The sequence below is a fragment of the Kitasatospora sp. NPDC004240 genome (genome assembly GCF_053603215.1).
Genome location: NZ_JBSGFD010000038.1, coordinates 1 through 20,680, shown reverse-complemented (window position 1 = coordinate 20,680; position 20,680 = coordinate 1). Strand labels below are relative to the sequence as shown.

General features: G+C 72.7%; 21 protein-coding genes. 13 read left to right on the top strand and 8 right to left on the bottom strand.

The genetic code is table 11. The features are described from left to right. Positions 1-425 precede the first annotated feature (425 nt). Positions 426-1,148 (bottom strand): DJ-1/PfpI family protein, encoded by a 723-nt coding sequence (locus ACWEQL_RS13045; protein WP_452150296.1) that lies wholly within the window; start codon positions 1,146-1,148, stop codon positions 426-428. A 197-nt stretch (positions 1,149-1,345) separates the two neighbouring features. Here ACWEQL_RS13045 and ACWEQL_RS13040 point away from each other — a divergent pair, with 197 nt between their 5' ends. Further along, positions 1,346-1,783, top strand: coding sequence for a hypothetical protein (locus tag ACWEQL_RS13040; RefSeq protein ID WP_452150295.1), 438 nt, complete (start codon positions 1,346-1,348; stop codon positions 1,781-1,783). Between the two features lie 472 nt (positions 1,784-2,255). Here ACWEQL_RS13040 and ACWEQL_RS13035 read toward each other — a convergent pair whose 3' ends face one another. Together ACWEQL_RS13035 and sigK are read right to left on the bottom strand one after the other, a co-directional pair. Continuing rightward, positions 2,256-3,041 (bottom strand): anti-sigma factor, encoded by a 786-nt coding sequence (locus ACWEQL_RS13035; protein ID WP_452150294.1) that lies wholly within the window; start codon positions 3,039-3,041, stop codon positions 2,256-2,258. Continuing rightward, the gene (gene sigK / locus ACWEQL_RS13030; RefSeq protein WP_452150293.1) at positions 3,038-3,622 is read right to left on the bottom strand and encodes an ECF RNA polymerase sigma factor SigK; all 585 of its coding nucleotides are present in this window, start codon (positions 3,620-3,622) and stop codon (positions 3,038-3,040) included. The genes ACWEQL_RS13035 and sigK overlap by 4 nt, the downstream gene beginning before the upstream one ends. 256 nt (positions 3,623-3,878) lie before the next feature. Here sigK and ACWEQL_RS13025 point away from each other — a divergent pair, with 256 nt between their 5' ends. The 5 genes from ACWEQL_RS13025 to ACWEQL_RS13005 all read left to right on the top strand — a co-directional run bounded on the left by ACWEQL_RS13025 (position 3,879) and on the right by ACWEQL_RS13005 (position 8,238). Further along, the gene (locus ACWEQL_RS13025; protein ID WP_452150292.1) at positions 3,879-5,540 is read left to right on the top strand and encodes a molybdopterin-dependent oxidoreductase; all 1,662 of its coding nucleotides are present in this window, start codon (positions 3,879-3,881) and stop codon (positions 5,538-5,540) included. A 79-nt stretch (positions 5,541-5,619) separates the two neighbouring features. Continuing rightward, positions 5,620-6,288, top strand: a complete 669-nt coding sequence (locus ACWEQL_RS13020; RefSeq protein WP_452150291.1) for a fasciclin domain-containing protein — start codon at positions 5,620-5,622, stop codon at positions 6,286-6,288. A 451-nt stretch (positions 6,289-6,739) separates the two neighbouring features. Beyond that, positions 6,740-7,126: a hypothetical protein gene (locus ACWEQL_RS13015; RefSeq protein WP_452150290.1), complete on the top strand. Its 387-nt coding sequence runs from the start codon at positions 6,740-6,742 to the stop codon at positions 7,124-7,126. A 144-nt stretch (positions 7,127-7,270) separates the two neighbouring features. Further along, the gene (locus ACWEQL_RS13010) at positions 7,271-7,777 is read left to right on the top strand and encodes an ATP-binding protein (RefSeq protein ID WP_452150289.1); all 507 of its coding nucleotides are present in this window, start codon (positions 7,271-7,273) and stop codon (positions 7,775-7,777) included. A gap of 305 nt (positions 7,778-8,082) precedes the next feature. Next, a complete protein-coding gene (locus ACWEQL_RS13005; RefSeq protein WP_452150288.1) occupies positions 8,083-8,238 on the top strand; it encodes a hypothetical protein in 156 nt (51 codons plus the stop codon). Positions 8,239-8,447: 209 nt separating this feature from the next. On the opposite strand, the gene ACWEQL_RS13000 is transcribed toward ACWEQL_RS13005, so the two are convergent. The 3 genes from ACWEQL_RS13000 to ACWEQL_RS12990 form a co-directional block, all read right to left on the bottom strand. Further along, a complete protein-coding gene (locus ACWEQL_RS13000; RefSeq protein WP_452150287.1) occupies positions 8,448-8,858 on the bottom strand; it encodes a hypothetical protein in 411 nt (136 codons plus the stop codon). 310 nt (positions 8,859-9,168) lie between these two features. Then, positions 9,169-9,543: a BrxA/BrxB family bacilliredoxin gene (locus tag ACWEQL_RS12995; RefSeq protein WP_452150286.1), complete on the bottom strand. Its 375-nt coding sequence runs from the start codon at positions 9,541-9,543 to the stop codon at positions 9,169-9,171. A 153-nt stretch (positions 9,544-9,696) separates the two neighbouring features. Further along, complete coding sequence (locus tag ACWEQL_RS12990; protein ID WP_452150285.1) at positions 9,697-10,521, bottom strand: metallophosphoesterase family protein; 825 nt, start codon at positions 10,519-10,521, stop codon at positions 9,697-9,699. Between the two features lie 163 nt (positions 10,522-10,684). Between ACWEQL_RS12990 and ACWEQL_RS12985 the strand changes: the two genes are divergently transcribed. From ACWEQL_RS12985 to ACWEQL_RS12975, 3 genes are read left to right on the top strand one after another with little or no spacing between them, the layout of a single operon-like run. After that, positions 10,685-12,904, top strand: coding sequence for an MMPL family transporter (locus ACWEQL_RS12985; RefSeq protein ID WP_452150284.1), 2,220 nt, complete (start codon positions 10,685-10,687; stop codon positions 12,902-12,904). 5 nt (positions 12,905-12,909) lie between these two features. Then, positions 12,910-14,094: a sensor histidine kinase gene (locus ACWEQL_RS12980; RefSeq protein WP_452150283.1), complete on the top strand. Its 1,185-nt coding sequence runs from the start codon at positions 12,910-12,912 to the stop codon at positions 14,092-14,094. A gap of 4 nt (positions 14,095-14,098) precedes the next feature. Then, positions 14,099-14,755, top strand: a complete 657-nt coding sequence (locus ACWEQL_RS12975; protein ID WP_452150282.1) for a response regulator — start codon at positions 14,099-14,101, stop codon at positions 14,753-14,755. A gap of 965 nt (positions 14,756-15,720) precedes the next feature. On the opposite strand, the gene ACWEQL_RS12970 is transcribed toward ACWEQL_RS12975, so the two are convergent. After that, on the bottom strand, positions 15,721-17,001 hold the full coding sequence (locus ACWEQL_RS12970) for an MFS transporter (protein WP_452150281.1): 1,281 nt from the start codon (positions 16,999-17,001) through the stop codon (positions 15,721-15,723). A gap of 58 nt (positions 17,002-17,059) precedes the next feature. Between ACWEQL_RS12970 and ACWEQL_RS12965 the strand changes: the two genes are divergently transcribed. The 4 genes from ACWEQL_RS12965 (at position 17,060) to ACWEQL_RS12950 (ending at position 20,509) form a co-directional block, all read left to right on the top strand. Next, complete coding sequence (locus tag ACWEQL_RS12965) at positions 17,060-18,025, top strand: transcriptional regulator (protein ID WP_452150280.1); 966 nt, start codon at positions 17,060-17,062, stop codon at positions 18,023-18,025. Positions 18,026-18,164: 139 nt separating this feature from the next. Further along, entirely contained in the window at positions 18,165-18,692 is a 528-nt protein-coding gene (locus tag ACWEQL_RS12960; protein ID WP_452150279.1) for a hypothetical protein, read from the top strand. 85 nt (positions 18,693-18,777) lie between these two features. Further along, positions 18,778-20,022 carry a NucA/NucB deoxyribonuclease domain-containing protein gene (locus ACWEQL_RS12955; protein ID WP_452150278.1) on the top strand — a complete coding sequence of 415 codons (1,245 nt, stop codon included), beginning with the start codon at positions 18,778-18,780 and terminating at the stop codon, positions 20,020-20,022. Positions 20,023-20,041: 19 nt separating this feature from the next. Continuing rightward, positions 20,042-20,509: a hypothetical protein gene (locus ACWEQL_RS12950; protein WP_452150277.1), complete on the top strand. Its 468-nt coding sequence runs from the start codon at positions 20,042-20,044 to the stop codon at positions 20,507-20,509. A gap of 18 nt (positions 20,510-20,527) precedes the next feature. Here the strand turns inward: ACWEQL_RS12950 and ACWEQL_RS12945 are convergent, their stop codons facing one another. Beyond that, positions 20,528-20,671 carry a helix-turn-helix domain-containing protein gene (locus tag ACWEQL_RS12945; RefSeq protein ID WP_452150332.1) on the bottom strand — a complete coding sequence of 48 codons (144 nt, stop codon included), beginning with the start codon at positions 20,669-20,671 and terminating at the stop codon, positions 20,528-20,530. Between the last annotated feature and the right edge of the window lie 9 nt (positions 20,672-20,680).

Here is a 20,680-nt window from a genome sequence, read left to right as displayed (position 1 = left end):
GTCCCGATCGCTCCCGCCAGCCGGCCTCCGCGACAACCACAAGTGGACCTGCCGGCCTGGCGGCCGCTGCTGGACCTGCCACCAGGAACGCAGGGAACGGCTGGAACGGGAGACGGAGGAGCGGCTGGAAGCCGCCCGCATGGTCAACGCGGCGCTGCGCCCGTGCCGGACGTGCCGGGGCTCGATCGAGGGGAAGGAGGGCTCGGTACTGGAGTTGCGGGAGAAGGCCGGATCGGACCGGCTGGAGTGCCCGGGGTGCGTGCAGGCCCGCGCTGCAAAGGACTTGGGTCCGCTGGTGCTGCCGGTCCCGATGAAGGGCGTGACCTTGGAGGCTTGCGCGGGACCGGGCCCTCAACGAGGCGTTCAAGAGTGCGGACCCGCTGAAGCCGGTGCGGCTCTTCGGTATCACGGAGCGGACCGCCAGGTCAGTTGGTCAGGCGTGCCAGGAGTTCGGGGTGGTCGGCGAGGGCCTGGCGAAGGCGCTTCTGGCCCTGGGGGGCGTACTGGCCGGGGTTGGCGGCCTGCCAGTCGATCGGGCCGAACGGGGGCTGGGGGTCGTACTCGAGGAACAGCTGGACCTTGCGGGCGGTGTCGTGGCCGGCGATCTCGCCGACCAGGTGGAGTGCCGTGTCGATGCCGGCCGACACTCCGGCGGAGGTGATGACGTTGTCGTCCCTCACCCAGCGTTCGGCCACCGGGATCGCTCCGAACCTGGCCAGCAGGTGGCGGTACATCCAGTGCGAGTTGGCGCGGCGTCCTTCCAGGAGGCCGGCGGCGGCGAGCAGCAGCGAGCCGGTGCACACGGAGCCGACGATCTCGGATCGTGCGGCCGCGGCGCGCAGCTTGTCCAGCAGTTTCTCGTCGGCCATCGCGGCGAGGGTGGCGGTCGTGCCGCCGGGCACGATGAGTGCGTACGGGTCGGGCATGGTCTCGAAGGTGTGGCTGGGGATCAGGGACAGCGGGGTGTCGGTGGCCATCGGTTCGATCCGCTCGCCGACCACGACCGTGTCGTAGCCGGGGGCGAGATGGGACAGCTCGCTGAAGACCTGTAGTGGGCCGACGATGTCGAGCGGGGTGAGGCCCGGGTACTGGACGAAGGCGATGGTCTTCACGGGGGCTTCGTGCCGGGGGGCCGAGGGTTCGGTCATGGGGGATGCTCCTGGTGCCTGAGCCGACCTGCTGGGGCGCAAGGGCTGCGCTCTCACCATGCGTGCTGTTGCGGGCGAGGACAACAGGAGGGGCTGCGCAGTCCGGGTGAATCCGCAGGTCAGGTGCTGTGGTGAGTGGCCGTCGAGGCGGAACTCGACACCCCGGCCGTCCTCATCCGGTGTGTGGGCGGTTCCAGGTGGCTCCGGCGGGCTCGGCGTCGGAGTCGCGGGAGAAGACCGGCCCGGACCGGCTGGAGCGCACCCGTAGTGCGGCCCTCGCGCCGCGCGGTGAGGAGGTCCCGCCCGCCCGGACGAGACCGCCTTCGTCACCGAGGCCACCGCCCTGGCCGGGCGACAGCGCGTGCGCGACCACACTGCCGAGAGCCGGACCGGGCGGATCCACTGGGCGGATCCACCGCTCGGCAGCCGCCGCACAGCGCTCGCTCCGGCACCGCGGGAACCCGACCGCAGCCCGCACCACCGCCACCGGCACCATCGCCACCCGCACCACCGCCACCCGCACCACCGCCACCGGCACCACCGCCGTGCTCGGCACAGCCGTCACCGCGGCGCAGGCCACCGCGAACGCCTTCATCGCCGGCCCGTCCGGAGTGAGCCTGCCTCCGCCGACGTGAGTGGCAGCGAGACAACCCGGCACCTGCAGCACAGGCTCGGGGCACGGGCACAGCAGCTACGGTCGGAAAGGGTCCCCTCTGCCGGTACCGGTGCCCTCGGCGCGAGACGAGGCGCCTTGTCGCGTCCGGCCCCGGTCGGCCTGGCCAGGGAAGGCGAGGCCGGCACACCGTTCGCAGCGGCGGCGATCAAAGCGCGTCCCGCCGGCGGCGCAACGCCCTTCCGGCCAACCACCGGACACCGCCCCGCTCCACGGCGCACGTCCGGCACACTGCGCCTCGCCCGGCCCCGCCGGGTCGGAGAGCCACGGCCGCCAGCGTTCGGCGAGCGGGGGAGTGGGGCGGGCGGACCCCGGGTGGCCCGGCCTCGCCCCAGCCCCTGGCGCCGCCCCTGCCCGCTGCCGCCTGGCGTTGCCGTCCGGGGCGTGTGAGGAGGCGCCGGTGGTGTTGGAGCCGTCCGGGATCGGGGGTGCGTTCACGCGAGGCGGTTCGGGGTCAGCTTCAGTGCCATGACGGGCTCGCTCGTCGGCTGGGCGGATCCGCCGGCGGGTTCGATGGTGACGCCGACGGCGCGGGCGCCGTCGAGTGGGGCGGTGAGGAGCAGGGCGCCGTCGCCGTCCGGCAGGAGTCCGGCGGGGCTGAGGGTGCCCGCGTGGTCGAGCCACAGTTCGTAGACGCGCCCGGGTCCGGGGGCGGGCAGTCCGGCTGCCAGGAACCCCGCCTGGTTGCGGCTGGCGGACCAGACGACGGTGCCGGTGCCCGAGCCGCCGTCGGCGGCGCCTGCGGTGGTCACGCGGGCGTCGGGAGCGGTCAGCAGCTCGCCGAACGCCGCCTGCTGGGAGCGCAGTTGCTCGGCGGTGGCCTGCGCCTGTTCGGCCTGTTCGTGCTGGCGCACCGCGAACACGCCGAGCGTCGTGGCCGCGGCCAGCGAGGCGGCCAGGGCGAAGCGCTGCCACCGGGACCCGCGGAAGCCGGCCCGCGCCCGGGCGGTGGGTGCGGGACGGTCGGCGGAGCGGCGTAGCGGCGGTAGCTGGCGCTCGTGCTCCAGCCGGGCCAGGACCCGGGCGCGTACCGCGGGCGGCGGGGGCAGGGCGTGGGGTGTGGCGAGCCGGGCGAGGGCCGCGGTGAAGCCGGCCACCTCCTCCCGGCAGGTCTCGCACCTGCCGAGGTGTTCCTCGAAGGCGTCGTGCTCGTCGTCGAGGGCGTGCAGGGCGTACGCGCCGGTGAGCAGGTGGAGGTCCTCGCAGGCGCGGGCGGTCATGATCCGGCTCCAAGGCAGTCACGAAGGCGGATCAGCGCATCGCGCATCCGGGTCTTGACGGTGCTCAGCGGAGCACCGAGGCGCTTGGCGACCTCCGGATAGGTCAGGCCCTGGTAGAACGCCAGCAGCACGGACTCGCGCTGCAGATCGGTCAGGCGGCGCAGGCACCGGCGGACCTGCTGCTGCTCCCCATGGGCCTGGGCCTGCTCGGCGACCTCGTCGAACGAGGTCTCCTGGTTCGCGGCGGCGGCTTTCTGGTCGCGGTCGGCCGCCGCGCGGCAGTAGCGGACCCGGTCGACGGCGCGCCGGTGGGCGATGGTCATCACCCACGGCACCACCTCCCCGCGGTGCGGGTCGTAGCGGGCAGCGCCGCGCCATACCTCCAGCATCACGTCCTGCATCACCTCTTCCGACTGGGCCTCGTCCCGCAGCACCCTCCGTACCAGGCCGAACACCGGCCCGGCCAGCACGTCGTACAGACGGGCGAACGCCGCGTGATCACCCCGGGTGACGTGCTCCATGACCGTCTTCAGGTCGCCGTGCGCATCCGGCTGCCCGTGGAGGTAGGCGATGGAGTTCACTGTCCGGATCCCGGGCGCCGTGAACCCCCGTGCCCTGGCGGCCGGGTGTTCCCGGCCCGAGCTCCGGCCGGCCGGTCGAGTGAGGCGTGCATGGTGGCCTCCCGTGCTCTGTGGGGGATGTGAAGTACGGCAAGTACGGTGTTCATCCGTCGCACCGTATTCGTCGCCGACGGCCCGGCGGATGGCTCCGACCCGCTCCGTCACCCCGACGGGTGAACCTGAAAGCCGCACCCATCCGCAGCACCGGCTCACCCGAATGCGCTGTGTGACCAACGACGTGACAACCTCCCCCGCCGGGCGCGGCGCTGCGAGCGCGATGCCGGCCGCGATGGTCTGCGGGATCGCCGCCGCCTGTGCGGCCGCTGCCGTCGGCGAGGCGGTGGCGGCGTTCGTCCGCCCCCAGGCCGCCCCCGTCCTCGCGGTCGGCTCGACGGCGATCGACCTCGCACCCACCGCCGTCAAGGAATGGGCGGTGCGATCGTTCGGCACGTCGGACAAGACCGTCCTCCTGGCCGGGATCTACACCGTCACGGGCTTGCTGGCCGCAGCCCTCGGACCGCTCGCGGCCCGCCGCGCCACCGTGGGAGCCGCACTCGCGGCCGGCTTCGGCCTGCTCGGCGCCAAGGCGGCTCTCACCCGCCCCGGGGCCCAAGCCGTCGACGCCCTGCCCTCGGCCGCGGCGGCCCTCACCGCCGCCATCGTGCTGCTCACCCTCCTGCGGCCCCGCCGCCTGCCCGCCTTCTCGGCGCGACCGGGCGCGATCGGCCCGGGCCGGGATGAGGAAGGCCCCACCGGCCCCGGGGCCGGAAGCCACCAGGACGCCCCGCCCCCGTCCCCGGCAGCAGCCGCCCCGGGACGCCGGAGTGTGATCGGTGCCGGTGCCGTCATCGCCCTGTCCGCGGGCCTCGCCCCCGCCGGACGCCACCTGTCCGACCGCCGCAACGATGTCAGCGCGGCCCGCTCCGCCGTCACACTCCCGCCCCCGCAACGCCTCGCGCCCACCCTGCCGCCCGACGCCGCCCCGGCCATCCCGGGACTGGCGCCGCTGCACACCCCCACGGCCGACTTCTACCGCGTCGACACCGCGCTCACCCTGCCCCGCATCGACCCACGGCACTGGACCCTCCGTGTTCACGGCCTGGTCGACCGCCCGCTCGAACTCTCCTTCGACGACCTCCTCGCCCTGCCCCTGGAAGAGCTGGACCACACCATGTCCTGCGTCTCCAACGAGGTCGGCGGCCCCTACATCGGCACCACCCGCTGGCTCGGCGCCTCCCTGCCCGGCCTGCTGCGCCGGGCCGGTGTGCGGGCCGGCGCGGACCAGGTGCTCGGCCGCTCGAAGGACGGCATGACCATCGGCACGCCGCTGGAGGTGCTGCTGGACGGGCGGACGGCGCTGCTCGCGGTCGGGATGGACGGCGCGCCGCTGCCGGTGGAGCACGGCTTCCCCTGCCGCACCGCCGTGCCCGGCCTGTACGGCTACACCTCCGCCACCAAGTGGCTGGTCGACCTGGAGGTCACCACCTTCGCCGCCCGGGACCCGTACTGGGTCGCGCGCGGCTGGGACCGCACCGGCGAGGTCCGCACCGCGTCCCGGATCGACGTGCCGACCGCGTTCGCCCGCGTCCCGGCGGGGGACGTCACCGTCGCGGGCACCGCCTGGGCGACCCACCGCGGCGTCGCCGCGGTCGAGGTGCGCGTCGACGGCGGCCCCTGGCAACAGGCCGTCCTCGCCGCCGACGCCGGGCCCGACGTCTGGCGGCAGTGGCACCACACCTGGCACGGCGCCACGTCCGGCACCCACCGCCTGGAGGCACGCGCCACCGACGGCTCCGGCGCCGTCCAGGACGAGGTGCGCAGGCCCCCCTTCCCCTCGGGGGCGACGGGCTGGCACAGCACCGTCGTCACCGTCCTCTAGTCACACCGTCCGGGAGCGGTTCCCGCTCCGCCCGTACCACCCGACACACCCCCATCCCACCGGAAAGCGAAAGACACCGATGACCACCATCCTGCGCCGCAAGCCCGTCACCGCCCTCCTCCTGGGAGCGGTCCTCGCCGCGACCCTCACCGCCTGCGGCGGCGACGACGGCGGGACCGCGTCCGCCAAGACCAGCAGCACCGCCGCCGCGACCGGCGCAGCCGCGGCGAACCCGGCCCCGGCCGTGGACACCCCCTCCGCCCCGGTCGTGGCGGCCAAGCCGTTCGGTGCCGCCTGCGCCGCGGTGCCGAAGGACGGCGCCGGCTCCTTCGCCGGCATGGCCGCCGACCCCGTCGCGACCGCCGCCTCCAACAACCCGCTGCTGTCCACCCTGGTCACCGCCGTCACGAAGGCCGGCCTCGTCGACACCCTCAACTCCGCCAAGAACATCACCGTCTTCGCCCCCACCAACGACGCCTTCGCCAAACTCCCCAAGGCCGACCTCGACGCCGTCCTCGCCGACAAGGACAAGCTCACCAAGATCCTCACTTACCACGTCGTCCCCCAGCGCCTCGCCCCCGCCGCCCTGGCCGGTGCCCACAAGACCCTGGAGACCCGCGACGTCACCGTCACCGGCACCACCCCCGACTTCACCGCCAACGCCTCCGCCAAGGTCCTCTGCGGCGACGTGCAGACCGCCAACGCCACCGTCTACATCATCGACACCGTCCTGATGCCCACCTCCTGACATCCCCTGCGCCGACCGCGGCCCCCGCCCCCGTTGTGGGGCCCGCGGTCGGCGTTCGACCACCGGTTCGTACGCGCCTCCCGCCCGCCCCACGACGCCCACCGGCCCGGTCCGGGAGGCCCCACCCGCGGCCGCCGGAGCGCCGGAGCGACCGGCCCCGCAGGCGGCGAAGAGAACCGGGCGTCTCCCGGATGCCCGTGATCCGGGCGGATTCCTGCGCGCCGTTCACGAGCCGCAGGTGCCCGTGGCCGCTCGCCGAAGCCCCGCCTGCGGTCAGGCCCGCACCCCGCTGGTCCGATTATTGAACATTCGATCGGATTCGGTCCGATCCATGACCCGTCCAAGGAGCGGCCCAGGACGAATCAGGGTCAGGAACACGTCGCACGGCCCCCTCAGGAGGACATCGGACCACAGCGGGCCGGGTGACATCCGATCAGGAAGGAGATGGACCATGCGCACAACGCGGATCAGGAAGTCGCTGGCCGTGGCCGCCACCTGCGTGATGCTCGGTGGGGGCGCGGCCGTCGCCACATCCGCCTCGGCCGCCACCGTCAACAGCGCGGCCGCATCCGACCAGCAGTACCGCCGGCACCACCACGACCAGCAGTGCCGCTGGTACCCGGCGCACTGGGAGAGCAAGCTCGTCCCCGGCCAGTGGCACAACGTCTGGCAGCCCGCGCACTGGCACCACCAGTGGCACGCCGGCTGGTGGGACGCCGACCACCACTGGCACCACGGCTACGACCAGAAGGTGTGGCACAAGGCCGGCTGGGAGAAGAAGTGGAGCCCGGCGCACTGGGAGCGGGTCTGGGTCGCGGCCGGCTGGCACTGCCGCTGAGCCCTCGTCACCACGTTCCCGGCCGCCCCTCGGCGGCCGGGAACCCCGCAGGGCGGGCGGCGATCGCGTCGCCCGCTCCGCCGTCCCCCGCCGCTCCGGCCGAGCCCCCGCAGGCGCGACCGGCCCCCGAAAGCCCGGCATGCCATGAGCACCCTCGAACTCCCCTGCGTCCGCCCGTCCCCGGCAGCCGCCACCGGCGAATCCTGGGACGAGGCCTTCACCGACCGGCCCGACTGCGTCGCATCCGTGCGCGCCCACGCCCGGGCCTTCCTCGAACGGACCCGCCTGCCGAGGACCCTGTACGAGGACGCCCTCCTCGTCATCAGCGAACTGGTCACCAACAGCGTCCGCCACACCCGCGGCCCTGGCACCGTCCACCTCACCAACGACTCGGCCGGCATCGATATCACCGTCAGCGACACCAGCCGAGTGGTGCCCCAGCCCCGCCTGGCACAGCCGCACACCTCCACCGAAGGCCGCGGCCTGCACCTGGTCACAGCACTGTGCGACACCGTGTACGTGACCCTCGACCCCGGCAGCGGCAAGACCGTCCACGCCCACCTCCCACTGCCCGGCACTCCGCCGCAGTACCCGGCCCCGCGACCGGATCCTGCGCCCCGGCCCTACGACGGCCGCATCCGGGCCTGGTGAGCGTGCCGCCTCCCGGTCGGTCCAGGTGGCGGTCAGGTTCGGTGGGGCGGTGGGGCGGCGGGGCGGTGGGGCGGGCAGAGCCTCGGGCATGACGACATCCTCCACCAGGCGTCCCCGCCGGCGCTGCCGTCCGGTCGCGCCCGCCGTCCCCGCACCCGCTGATCCGGTCCGCGCCGCCCGGCCGCCGGCCCCGTCCGCTCCGGTGGTGGGTGCTGCAGGACCTGGTTGAGCGAGCACCTCACTCCGGGCGGGGTGGTCGTCCGGACGGGCTGGCACGAGCCCGCCTGCTCGGCCTGGACCCGGCGGTGACCGCCAACGCCGCGGCGACGAGCACGGGGCCGGTGCGGGAGCGGGTGTGCGCGGTCCTCCTCTACGACGGCCGCCTGGCCCTGATCCGCCGCCAGCGCCCCGCCGGCCTTCAGCACTCCCTGCCCGGCACCCTGGCGCCCGTCGGCGAGTAGCCGGGCTCCGACACAGGACCACACGAACGACAGGCCGACCGCTCCCGATCCAAGCGCAGCGGTCGGCCTGGTGCCACTCGTCCGGCCTGCCGGTGAACCGCTACCCGCCGACCGCGCCGCGACCGGCGATGCCCGGCGCGGACACCTTGATGCCGACGCCGGATCCCTTGATGGCCGGGCCGGGGGTTTCGCCGGGTCGGGCGGGGCGGTCAGTCGGTTTCGACGGCCGCGGTGACGGTCTCGACGGTGACGAGGGTCCTGGTGGACTTCCGTACGGGGGTGTCCGCGCCGTCGGGGGTGATCGTGTACCAGACCGGGATGTCGCCCTTGCCGGTGGCCTTGATGGAGGGCCACGGCACCTCGAACCCGGCCTCTTTCCGGTAGAGGTCGCTTACGGTCAGCTCGTACTCGACCTCGGGAACGGTGGTGCCCTCGCCCCAGTACAGGCCGACCCTGTCGCCGACCTCCTGCTCCTCGTCCAGCGCGATGACCGCCTTGGGGTCGAGACCGCAGTCCTCCTGGACGAGCCTGTTCTTGTTCCCCGAGATCGGTGCCCAGATCTCGGCGAGGCTCAGGTCCGGGTCCGGCCCGGCCACTGCGGCATCCTGCGCCTGCGACATTCCAGCTCCTCTGAGTAATAGTCGATCAGCAACAGGTAACCACTATCTCGGGGGCGGGGCTACCTGCGCATCGGTTGAGCTGCTGGCGGCGGGAGGTTGCTGCCAGCTCCGGTCGGTCTGTGGTGGGAGGCGCGGGTGTTCCACGCGAGGCTCTACCCGGCGAAGGACCGCCAGGCGTGACCCGTGGCGCCTCGGGGAGGTGGGATCGCCGAGAGCACGTTTTGCCGACGGGTCGTCGGGTGTGGTCTGGGCGGTACGCGATGCCGCCTTCCGGCCCGGGGCCCGGTGACGGTTCCTTGACCGGGTGGGGCTACTGGCCGTTCTCGTCGAAGGCGGCGCTCAGCTCGTCGGCCACCGCTTGGGCGCCGCGGCCTTCGAAGCGGTGGCGGGGAATGCAGTACACCGGTTCGCCGTCCTTGAGGAGTCCGATGGTGGGGGGCTCGGAGGGCTGGATGTTCTGTCTTTGGAAGTAGGCGTGCATCCGTCCGGTGGCCTCGACGTCGTGGTCGTAGAAGACGGTGAGCAGGTGGTCGGGGCGCTTGGAGCCGTTGTTCAGGGCGAGGCGAACTGCAGGGCGGGACGTGTCGGCCGAGAGGCCGTGCACGGAGTTGATGACGACCAGGGTCAGGCCCGTACTTGCCTCATTCGTCATCGCCTGGTCAACGACCGCTTCGGAGGCCAGCACGTGCCCACGGACGCCGGCACCGGGCACTCGGACTACCGGAGGGGCAGGTCCCCGGACGCCATCGGCGGCATCGTCACAGGGAAGCACCGACCCGGCGGGCGCGGACAGGCCCGCCCGTCCCGTCCGCGCCCGTCCCGCCACCGGACGGGAACGTCACGTCGAGCGCCGGACCGGTGTGGCCCCCTCCTCGTAGGCGATGTCCTCGACCAGTACCAGCCGTCCGTCGGGATCCCGCTCGACGGCGGCGAAGGCGGGTGCGCCGGAGCGGATGTGGTCCAGGCAGACCACCTCGGTCGGTCCGATGGCCGCGCGGTGTCGGTGGTGCATGTGGCCGCAGAAGTGCCACCGCGGCCGGATCCGCTCGGCCAGTGCCCGCAGTTCGGGACGACCGACCGGGGACTCCCGGTGCGGGCCGGACACCCCGGCGGGCCAGTCGTGCGTCAGGAGGACGTCGACCCGGCCCGCCCGGCGCGCGGCCCGGGCCACCTGTGCGACCTCCTCCCCGGTGTAGTAGGTGCGCTCCCGGACCGTTTCGCGGCGCGCCGCGGGAACGCCCGTGATGCGGGGCGAGTGGATGCCGGACAGGAACGCCACGCGCAGGCCCGCCACCTCGGCGATCCCCGCACGGCCGAGGAAGTGCACACCGTCGCTCCACCGGCCCGGACCCGCATCGTCCAGCGCCGGCCAGGGCTCGTGATTGCCGCCGATGAAGTACAGCGGAGCCCCCAGATCGAGCAGCCCTTCGTGGACCAGCGGGAAGTCGCCGACCTTGCGGTACTTGGCGGGGCCGTGCACCCCGGCCGCATCGGCCTCGTCGCGATTGGCCTCGACGTCGCCGACCGCGAGGACCGCATCCACCGGTCCGCGTCCCCGACGGATGGCCGCCACCCGTTCGGCGAGCAGCTCGAACTCACCGTGGACGTCCCCGACCACCAGAACCCGTCCCGGCCCGGCGGCCCGACTGCGCGTGCGTTTCACGACCCGATTCCCTCCCGAGGCGGCCCGCCCGAAGCTACGCAGGGACGGCCGCCCGCCGCCACCCGTTTAGCCGCTGCCCGCCCGGTGTCCACCGACCGGTGGACGGCGGGTTCAGTCCGGTGGTCGTCCCGCGCGCCACCCCCCGCCGAGCAGGATCGTGGCCATGAGTCAACTCCCTGTGGCCGTAGCCCGCTGGAGCGCCCGGCACACCCGGAGCGCGATCGCCGGCTGGTTCGCCTTCGTCGTCCTGTGCCTCGCCGTCGGTGCCGCGATGGGCACCAACCAGGCCGCCGGCGAGGACTTCCGGGTCGGCGAGGCCGGACGCGCCGAGACGATCGCGGCCGAGGCGGGCCTCCAGCGGACCCCCATCGAGCAGGTCCTCATCCGCGCCAGGTCCGGCGCACTGGACCCGGCCGCCGCCGACGCAGCGGCCCGGGACGTCACCGAACGGATGCGCCGACTGCCCGAGGTGGCCTCCGTGGCGGACCCGGTCCGGTCGAAGGACGGTACGGCCGTGCGGGTCGCCGTCGTGCTGAAGGGCGCCGAACTGGAGGGCCGCAAGCACGTCCTCCCGCTGCTCGAACAGACGGCGAACGCCCAGGCCGCCCACCCGGGCCTGATCGTCGAGGAGACCGGATCGCCCTCCATCAGCAAGGGCGTCAACGACCAGCGGGGCAAGGACCTCGCGCTCTCCGAGCGGATCACCCTGCCGGTCACGCTCGTCACCCTGCTGCTCGTCTTCGGCTCGGTGGTCATGGCCGGGGTTCCGCTCCTGCTGGCGCTCTCGTCGATCGCCGCCGCCCTGGGCCTGTCCATGGTGGCGTCCCACGTCCTTCCCGACCCCGGCGTCGGGACCAACATGATCCTGCTGATCGGCCTCGCCGTGGGCGTCGACTACACGCTCTTCTACCTCGAACGGGAACGCGAGGAACGCGCCCGTGCCGGGGGCCGCCTCGGATCCGAGGCCCTGGTGGACCTCGCCGCGGCAACCGCGGGCCGCGCCATCGTGGTGTCCGGGCTCGCCGTCATCGTCTCGACCGCCACCCTGTACCTGGCCACCGACGTCATCTTCTCCTCCCTCGCGACGGGCACCATCCTGGTCGTCGCGGTCGCCGTGGCCAGTTCGCTGACCGTCCTGCCCGCCCTGCTGGTGACGATCGGCAACCGCACCGAGCGCCGCGCGGCACGCAGGCCGGCCCACCGGGCGAGGCGCGGCATCACGGCCCGGACGAGGCGTACGGGGAGCGGGAGCGGCAGGCTGTCGGGTGCCCTGCTCGCGCCCGCCCGCAAGCGGCCCGTCCTCACCCTGTGCCTGTCGGTGCTGGTCATGCTCGGGCTCGCGGCCCCCGCACTCGGGATCAGGCTCGTCGACCCGGGCAAGGACACCTTCTCCCGCGCCATCCCGGCGATGCAGGTCTACGACCGGCTCAACGCCGCCTTCCCCGAACTCCTGGTGAAGCACGAGGTCGTCGTCCGCTCCGCGCCCGAGCGGTCCGAGCAGGTGCGCCGGGCGCTGGCCGAACTCGGCCGACGCACCCAGACCGACCCGCTGTTCTCGCGGGACGCCGCACCGGTGCTCCGCACCTCGGCCGACGGACGGACCAGCGTGCTGGAGCTGTCCGTGCCGTACCCCGCACCGTCCGCCGAGGCGATCAGGTCGCTCGGGCACCTCCGCCGGGACCACCTGCCGGCGACCGTCGGCGCGCTGACCGGGGCGGAGAGCGCGGTGAGCGGTGACGTGGCCCGCGGCCGCGACTACGTGGCGCACGAGCAGGAGAAGCTGCCGCTGGTCATCGGGTTCCTGCTGCTGGCGACCTTCCTGATGACGGTGTGGGCGTTCCGCTCGGTGGTGATCGGCGCGATCGGCGTCGTGCTCAACGTGCTGTCCGCCGCTGCCTCCCTCGGCCTGCTGGTGCTGTTCTTCCAGGGCAGCTGGGCGGAGGGCCTGCTCGTCTTCGACTCGCTCGGCGCGATCGCCTCGCGGGTGCCGCTGTTCCTCTTCGTGATCCTGTTCGGCCTGTCGATGGACTACCAGGTCTTCGTGGTCAGCCGGATCCAGGAGGAGCTGCGCGCCGGAACGCCGGCCCGCGCGGCGGTCCTGGAGGGGATCGGCCGCTCGGCGAGGGTGGTGACCAGCGCGGCGATCGTCATGGTCACGGTGTTCGGAGCGTTCGTCGCCCTGCACCTGACCGAGATGAAACAGATGGGGTTCTGCCTCGCGGTGGCCGTCCTGCTGGACGCGGTCGTGATCCGGCTCATGGTGCTGCCGGCGGTCCTGCTGCTGCTCGGCGACCGAGCCTGGTGGCCGGGGCGACCGGCCGGCCGGGCAAGGACGGCGGGTACGGAAGCCGTCACTGCCGCGTGGCTGCAGGACGTAGGCTGACGATCATGACCCAACGGCTCCGACGGGACGACCGGTTGAAGTGGTGGACGCTCCGCGGCTGGTACTCGCTCGCCTGGGCCGTGCTGGGGGTGTGCCCGCCGATCGCCTCCGTGGTGACGGACGCGGGGACGGCGAAGTACTGGTCGATCGGGCTGATGGCCGTACTCGCCGCCAGCTACGCGCTCGCGACGGCGCTTCCCGGCAGTGCCGTCCGCCGCCACGGCCACCTGGCCGTGCTGGTCCTCGTGCTCGGCGCGATGGCCCTGGTACGCGGCGACGGTGCGGCACTGTTCATCGTCTCGCTCCCGCACTTCTGGCTCCTCGCCAGGAGCGCGGGCCACGCGATCGCCCTCAGCGCCGTCGCCGCCACGGGCATCGTGGCCGGCATCGCCCACCACGACGGGTGGGGCACCGAGGCGTTCCTCGGGGGGAACGTCGTCTTCACCCTGATCGGCTGGACGGCGGGCGCGCTGATCGGCCTGGGCGTGCACCGGCTGGTCGAGCAGAGCGAGGAACGCGCCCGCCGGCTGACCGCCGAACTGGACGACGCCCAGCGACGCCTGGCCGAGGCACATCGGCTGCAGGGGGCGACCGAGGAACGCGAACGGCTCGCCCGGGAGATCCACGACACCCTCGCCCAGGGCTTCGCCTCCATCATCGTGCTGGCGGAGGCGGCCCGTTCGGGACTCACCGATGATCCCGGCCGAACCGCCCAGCAGTTGCTCTCGATCGAGAACACCGCCCGCGAGAACTTCGCCGAGGCCCGGGTGCTGGTCGGCTCCGCCCCGCAGAGCGGCCTCACCCCCGGCTCGGTCGCCACGACCCTGCGCCGCGTCCTCGACCGGTTCGCCGAGGACACCGGGCTCGCCGTCCACGCCGAGCTGCCGGACATCGGCTGCGACCGGCCGACCCGCATCGCCCTCCTGCGGTGCACGCAGGAGTCACTGGCCAACGTCCGCAAGCACGCCGCCGCCACCACGGTCGAGGTCGTGCTCGCCGAGCAGCCGCACGGCATCGAGCTGGAGATCACCGACGACGGACAGGGCTTCGTGGTCGAGGCCGCTCCCGGCTTCGGGCTGAACGGGATGCGCCGGCGTCTCGCCGACCTCGGCGGCAGGCTCACCGTCACCAGCTCGGTCGGCGACGGCACCCGCATACTCGCCATGATTCCTACCAGCGGACAGGTGTGACGACATGACGGCACGGACGACGGGGGACGGCGCGCTGCGCATCATCGTGGTCGACGACCACACGGTCATGCGCGCCGGCGTGGTCGCCCTGCTGGCCCCCGAACCGGACATCCACATCGTCGGCGAGGCCGGGGACGGCCGGGCCGCCGTCGAACTCGTCCGCCGGCTGCGGCCCGACGTGGCGCTGATCGACCTGCGGATGCCCGTACTCGACGGTGCGAGCGCCACCGCCGAGATCGTCGCCGCCCGGTCGGGGACCAAGGTGCTGATCCTGACCACGTACGACACCGACGAGGAGATCGAGCGCGCGGTCGAGGCCGGGGCCGTCGGCTACCTGCTCAAGGACACCACGCGCGAGCAACTCGTCGACGCCGTCCACGCGGCCTCCCGGGGCGAGACGGTGCTCGCCCCGCGGGTCGCCGAGCGGCTGGTCGCCCGGATGCGACGGCCGACCCCGGTGACCCTCACGGCACGCGAGGTGGAGGTGCTCGGCGCGGTCGCCGACGGACTGTCCAACGTCGAGATCGGCCGCCGACTGGTCATCACGGAGGCCACCGTGAAGACGCACCTGCTCCGGGTCTTCGCCAAACTGGACGTCGGCGACCGCACCCACGCGGTGGTCAAGGCGCTCGAACTCGGCCTGCTGGAGCGGCGGCAGTGAGCCCTCGGACCCCGAGGGCCGCGCCCACGCGGGTATGCTCCTCCGGGCCATGACCCCCGCTCCCGATCCGGTGGTGTCCCGTGGAACCGACCGACGCCGAGATCGATGCCCTGGCCGCACGCTGGACGTGCGGTGACGACACGGCATACGAACCGCTGGCTGCCTCGGGGCCGCAGAGCCTGCGCCGGTTGCTCGCCGTCCTCCTGGGCGGGGGGAGTCGATCGAGGCCTGGGCCGGCGTCCCCCCGACCAGGGAGTCGGCCGAGCGGCTGTCCGATCTCAGGGGCCGGCTCGCCGCCGCCTTCCCGGACACCCTGTTCGAGGAGATCGCCCGTGACCGGCGGCTGGAGACGGCCGTTCTGTGGTTGCTGCAGAACATCGCCGACCCGCGCGGCGTGGCCGTCGCCGAGCGGGGCCTGCACAGCCCGCGGTCCGTCGTCCGCCGGGAGGCGCTGCACGCCCTCGCCCGCCTGGGCTGCGGCGACCACACCGATGCCGTGGTGGCCCTGTTCGACGACGCGGGGCTGCGGGTGGCTGCGCACGAGACGCCGGCCCTGCTCGACGACGCCCGGGCCGTCGGCCCCCTCCTGGCGAGGCTCTCCTCGCCCGACGAGTGGACCGCACGATGGGCCGCCCGCACCCTGGAAGGCATCGTTCCGGGCGGTCCGCGGAGCCAGCGGACCGCCCCGAACCGCCGTCCACCACCCCACAGCAGGAGCCGACCCATGACGCCGATGCCCGAACACCTCCGTGGGGCCACCCGCGGCAGCAGGAGGCCCACCGTGAGGAGATGGCGAGGGCCAAGGTCCTGGAAGTCGCGTAAGGAGAGAACCTGGACCTCCGTCGGTGCCTTGCCCGCTATGAGGCTGACTGAGGCTGCGCACGACGGTACCCAGAAGCCGGCCGCAGAGAGACGCCGGAGACCACGAATGACTTCGCTGGTGGATGACTGGACGGTCGGAGGTTTCACGGGCAACCGTCTGTCAAACGTTGGGCCGGATCTCGACAAGGTCCGCCGGGGGCGCGGCTTTCTTTCCGGCCGGTCCGGGATGGCTGTTGTCCGGGATGGCTGTTGCGGGGCGGTCGGGGCTGACCGCGCAATCCTGGGGCCAGCAGCAGGGTGACCGTCACCGACCCCGCGGCCATGACGGCCATCGCGGTGGCGGGCGAGACGTATTGGGCGAACGCCCCGGCGAGGGCGGCGCCGACGCCTTGCATGGCCGTCATGCCGGAGGAATGCAGGCCCAGTGCCTGGCCGTGGATGTCTTTGGGCGTGAGAGCCATGAGGTGGTCCTGCAGGAGCAGCGTGGCGGAGTAGCCGATCGAGGCAAAGGTGACGAGGGCCACGGCCACCGCGAATGCGGGGTGCAGCGCGAAGAGCAGGTACGGCGCGGCGAGCAGCAGTCGCAGCGGGGCGTCCAGCCGCCGTCTCCAGGCAGGTGGGACGAACCGGCCGGTCACCGTGTCCCCGATGAGCATTCCCCCGGCGGCGAACGCGAACAGCACACCCGCGTGTCCTGGCGCGTACGGAACGAACAGTGACTCGCAGCCCACGATCAGGCCGTTGGGGACCCACAGGGCGAGGTAGACGTACCGTCGGGGCCGTGACGACCAGAGCCGTGCGTTGGTGTGCCAGGTCGCGGCGACGGACGGCCGCCCCGCGGCACGCGCCGGGCGGCGGCTCAGCCCGAACCGGGTGACAACGGCCGTCATGAGGTGGAGGGCGGCGCCGGTCAGCAGCGTCCCGCGTGGGGAAAGGGCAGCCACCAGGGCGCCGCCGACGGCGAATCCGCAGATCTGCATCGCACCGACGGACATGTTCAGCACCGACCGCCCGAGCAGATAGTCCTCTGCCGGAAGGATCTCGCTGAGCAGCCCGTACAGGACGCCGCCGCCTATTGAACCGACCAGCCCCAGCAGCATGATCGTCGTGAACACGGCCCACAGGGGCAGACCGGGGACGGCGAGTACGGTGGTGCCCAACCCGAAGGCCACCGCCAGGTTGATCATCGCCGCACGCGGTGGCAGCCTGTCGGCCGCCGACAGGAGCGCCGCCGCCCCGATCACCTGGGCCAGGGACGGGCCGAACATACTGAGCGCGGACAACAAGGGCGAGCCGGTGGCCGCGTAGACGAGTGTGCTCAGGGCCAGGCCGCTGACCGTCGATGCGGCCACCTGCGTGGACGCGGCCATGAACAGAGGCGTGAATTCGGGCGTGCGAAACAGCCGTCGGTAGGTGGTGGGCATGACCGAAGCCTCAAGGCAGGTTCGGCGGACCCGTTAATGTTTCGTGGGGAGGCGAAACGTGGGCTGGTGGCGGATCAGCACGGACACCCTGGCGGAGAGCCGGTTCGTGGTCTCGGCACTGGCCGAGACCACCGCATGCCTCATCTCCCTGGCGAAAGGGACAGCCACCCACCCCGGCGAGCGCCCATGGCTCAGCGCCCACCTGCCTGCCTACCGGGCACGGCTGTCAGATGATCCGATCACCGCGCTGCTCGTACGGTCGGCGCTGCGCCCCCGTTATCTCGCCGATTTCGTCACACCGACCCCCACCGGCGAGACGAATCCTGGCTTCCACGAGGAACTGGCGCGGATCCGGGCGTGGCCGGACGACCGGGTGCAGGCCGACCTGGAGGCAGCGCTCGGTGGCCCGGTTCCACAACGACTGCGGCGGCCGGGCATGGCCGAGCGCCTCGCCGATCTGATGGAGTGGATCTGGACGACGGCGGTCCGGCCGGACTGGGACCGTCGCCGGCGGATCATCGAGGCCGACGTCGTCGCACGGACCGGCCAACTCGGACGGGACGGATGGGCCACAACGCTGGATGCCATGCGGCCGGGGATGCGCTGGCTGGGCGAAGGCCGGCTGCAGGTCAACCCGCACGACTACCCGCCGCGGGACATCTCGGGGAAACGGCTGCTGTTCGTCCCCGTCACCCCGGACATCGGCTGGGTCTGCTGGACGGCCGACCGGTACGCCGTGATCTACCCGTGTTCAGGCGTGCTGGCCGAGCAGGACCCGGTCCCTGTGCCCGATGCTCTCGGCACGCTGCTGGGACCCGCGCGGGCGCGCGTCCTCGTCCTTCTGGACACCCCCAAGAGCACCACCCAGTTGGTCGCCCTGACCGGCCAGGGACTGGGTTCGGTGGGCCGCCACCTCAAGGTCCTGCTCGACGCCCGGCTGATCCGCAGAAGGCGGGCCGCACGGTCCGTGCTGTACGACCGCACTGCGGCCGGTGAGGTTCTCGTCGGGGTTCAAGCCCGCTGAACGTCGCCTCGGCCGTCCTGTCCCGAAAAACGGTCAGCGTGTTAGCCACCACCATTGCAGCACTCTGAGTGCGCGAAGAATGACTGTGCGTCATTCTAGGTGGGTTGGATACGAACCACCCTGGCGAAGAGGGAACCACATGAACAACATCACGCGCCACGCAGGGCGCCGAATGGCCGTAGCCGCCCTGACGACCGCGGCCCTGGCCACCGCCGTGCCCGGCGCAGCCGCGAAGGCCACTCAGGGCACGGCGGGCGCGGCCGCCTGCGCGCCGTCCCCCACCTACCGCCTGCAGACGCAGACCGTCTACGGCGACTGGGAGCGGGCCGCCGAAGTCGATACCTCCATCAACGCGTGCGCCTTCACGCCCGCCAACGAGTGGACGTTCGAAGTCGCCCAGGCCGCACCCAACCGCGGCTACGGGCTGGCCGGCTGGAAGGTCCGCGCCTGGTTCCAGAACCAGGACCAGACCCCCGACTACCGCACCGTCGTCCTCAAGATCCGCGTCGACCACTGCTACCCCAACAACAAGTGCGCGAACGACCTGGCCGCGTTCGACGTCACGTTCCGGCTGTTCCGTGACGACTACACCCGCCAGGTCATCACCGACACCTCGACCAGCGTGATCGGCGACGCCCACGGCTGGCGTATCGACCCCCGCTCCTGAGCCCGAGCGTCCCGATCGCAGGAATGAGGCAATGATGCGCGCAGGCCGCCACACCCCGGGCCACGGCCCCCGACCCCGCAGCGTCGTGACCGTCGTACTCACGGCCCTGCTCGCGATGGCCACCGCCGCCGTCCCCGCCCGGGCGGCAGAACCTGACGACACCTCGGGGCGGCGGGACTATGTCCTGCTGGCCCCCGCCCACGTCCCGCTGACCGAACCCGGCCACGAGCAGCCTCTCGACCAGCTCCTGCGTGACATCCGCAGCATGGAACCCGGGCCGAACGAGAACCACGCGCCGCGTGCCACCAGGCGCTCGGGCCAGGACGAGCTGCCCGCCTACGAGTGCCGCGAACAGGACGCCGCCTTCCACGACCAGGGATACGGCAAGTCCCGCTTCGTCACCTGCCAGGCCTTCCACCTCCACCCTACCCACGTCACCTGCTGGTGGATCTTCTGCTCCGTCACCGGCAGCGCGGACGCGGAGATGACGGACGTCCAGTACGGCCACAACGCGCGCCGCGAAGTCGACGTCGTCCAGGTCTTCGGGAACTGGCGCCTCGAAGGGGACATCGCCGCGGTGCCGCTGAGCGTCAACGTCACCTGCACCGCCCGGCCGGGCTTCGGCCCCTGCAAGGTCGACAGCGGCTTCGGCGGCCCCTACGTCCAGCCGATCGGCCAGTGGGCCGCCGAGGGGCTCACCAGCCGCTACTACTCCTTCCGGCAGGACGCCGCCGGCGGCCTCGGTACCGCCCTCATCAGCTACGCCGACCTCGCCGCACACGTCTCCGTCATCGGCGAGGGCGCGGCCAACCCCTACACCGGGCCCAACAGCGGCATCCGCTGCGACTCCGCCCCCTACCTCGTCAGCACCGCGGCCGGCGAGGGCTGCATCTTCCCCTGGGTCACCGAGTCCCTGGTCATCAACCGCGCCGACTACCCCGAGTCCGCCGACCACATCCTCACCGCCCAGTACCACCCGGAGCAGACCGTCCCCGAGGCCCCGAACAAGAAGATCCCTGGAGCCCCGGGTGCCGCGCCGCTGCACCGCGTCGCCGACGAAGACGCGATCGACGCGCACCGCAAGGTCTCGGTCGCCGCCTGCCTCAAGTACTTCCCCAACTACGCCCACGAGGGCCTGGACTGCGACGAGTACCCCTTCGCCTCCACCCTCGAGGGCGCCGACGACAACCTGAAGAACTACAGCGTCGAACCCATCCACGACTGGGACAACCGCGGCGGCGGAGGCAAGCTCAGCGCCTTCTACCAGAACCGGCGCATCCTCGGCAGCGACTTCACCAACGACCCCTTCCACGTCCGGATCGACCCCTGACCGCCGCCCGAGTGGCCCGATGACGGATCAGCCGGCCCCCGCACCGGTGCCGCTCGCCGAACTCCAGGCCGAGGTCCGCGCCGAGCATCACCTCTTCCACCTCGTCGACACCGCCGCCCTGTCCAGCGGCGATCCCGACGACCGGCCACCCACCCCCCGTCCGGGCCAGCTCGCCACCACCGGGGCCGGCGCGGTCACCCTCAACAGCGCGCTGTCCGACCACTACCCCCACGTCACCCTCGAGTACTGGGACACGCCACCCGCACCCCCAACCGCACCGTGGCCGCACCACACCCGGCTCACCGTCGAGTTCGAAGACGGCCACCTCACCCTCACCTCCGGTGTCTCCAACCTCCCCACCGGCCGAGCCCTGCGCATCCCGCCCGGCCGCTACACCCTGGACGCCCACCGAACCGACCCCCAACCCACCGGCGAACCCATTCCGCACCGGGCCGAGCACTGGCTCCTGCGTCTGTGGCCGCAGTGAAGGCATTGTCAGGGACCGCTACGGCTCCGGCGGGACCTGCGGCCGGGTGAGGTGGTCGCGGGTGGTGTCGAGTTTGCGCAGGACGGCGGCGACGTGGTGTTCGACGGTGCGTGAGGAGAGGAACAGGGCGGCGGCGATGTCCTTGTTGGTGGCGCCGTGGATCAGGAGGTC

What these genes read in the sequence shown, in the direction of transcription:
- ACWEQL_RS13045 (WP_452150296.1), bottom strand. Translation starts at nt 1,148, where the DNA reads ATGACCGAACCCTCGGCCCCCCGGCACGAAGCCCCCGTGAAGACCATC.
- ACWEQL_RS13035 (WP_452150294.1), bottom strand. Translation starts at nt 3,041, where the DNA reads ATGACCGCCCGCGCCTGCGAGGACCTCCACCTGCTCACCGGCGCGTAC.
- ACWEQL_RS13025 (WP_452150292.1), top strand. Translation starts at nt 3,879, where the DNA reads ATGCGCTGTGTGACCAACGACGTGACAACCTCCCCCGCCGGGCGCGGC.
- ACWEQL_RS13020 (WP_452150291.1), top strand. Translation starts at nt 5,620, where the DNA reads ATGACCACCATCCTGCGCCGCAAGCCCGTCACCGCCCTCCTCCTGGGA.
- ACWEQL_RS13015 (WP_452150290.1), top strand. Translation starts at nt 6,740, where the DNA reads ATGCGCACAACGCGGATCAGGAAGTCGCTGGCCGTGGCCGCCACCTGC.
- ACWEQL_RS13010 (WP_452150289.1), top strand. Translation starts at nt 7,271, where the DNA reads ATGAGCACCCTCGAACTCCCCTGCGTCCGCCCGTCCCCGGCAGCCGCC.
- ACWEQL_RS13000 (WP_452150287.1), bottom strand. Translation starts at nt 8,858, where the DNA reads ATGTCGCAGGCGCAGGATGCCGCAGTGGCCGGGCCGGACCCGGACCTG.
- ACWEQL_RS12985 (WP_452150284.1), top strand. Translation starts at nt 10,685, where the DNA reads ATGAGTCAACTCCCTGTGGCCGTAGCCCGCTGGAGCGCCCGGCACACC.
- ACWEQL_RS12980 (WP_452150283.1), top strand. Translation starts at nt 12,910, where the DNA reads ATGACCCAACGGCTCCGACGGGACGACCGGTTGAAGTGGTGGACGCTC.
- ACWEQL_RS12975 (WP_452150282.1), top strand. Translation starts at nt 14,099, where the DNA reads ATGACGGCACGGACGACGGGGGACGGCGCGCTGCGCATCATCGTGGTC.
- ACWEQL_RS12970 (WP_452150281.1), bottom strand. Translation starts at nt 17,001, where the DNA reads ATGCCCACCACCTACCGACGGCTGTTTCGCACGCCCGAATTCACGCCT.
- ACWEQL_RS12960 (WP_452150279.1), top strand. Translation starts at nt 18,165, where the DNA reads ATGAACAACATCACGCGCCACGCAGGGCGCCGAATGGCCGTAGCCGCC.
- ACWEQL_RS12950 (WP_452150277.1), top strand. Translation starts at nt 20,042, where the DNA reads ATGACGGATCAGCCGGCCCCCGCACCGGTGCCGCTCGCCGAACTCCAG.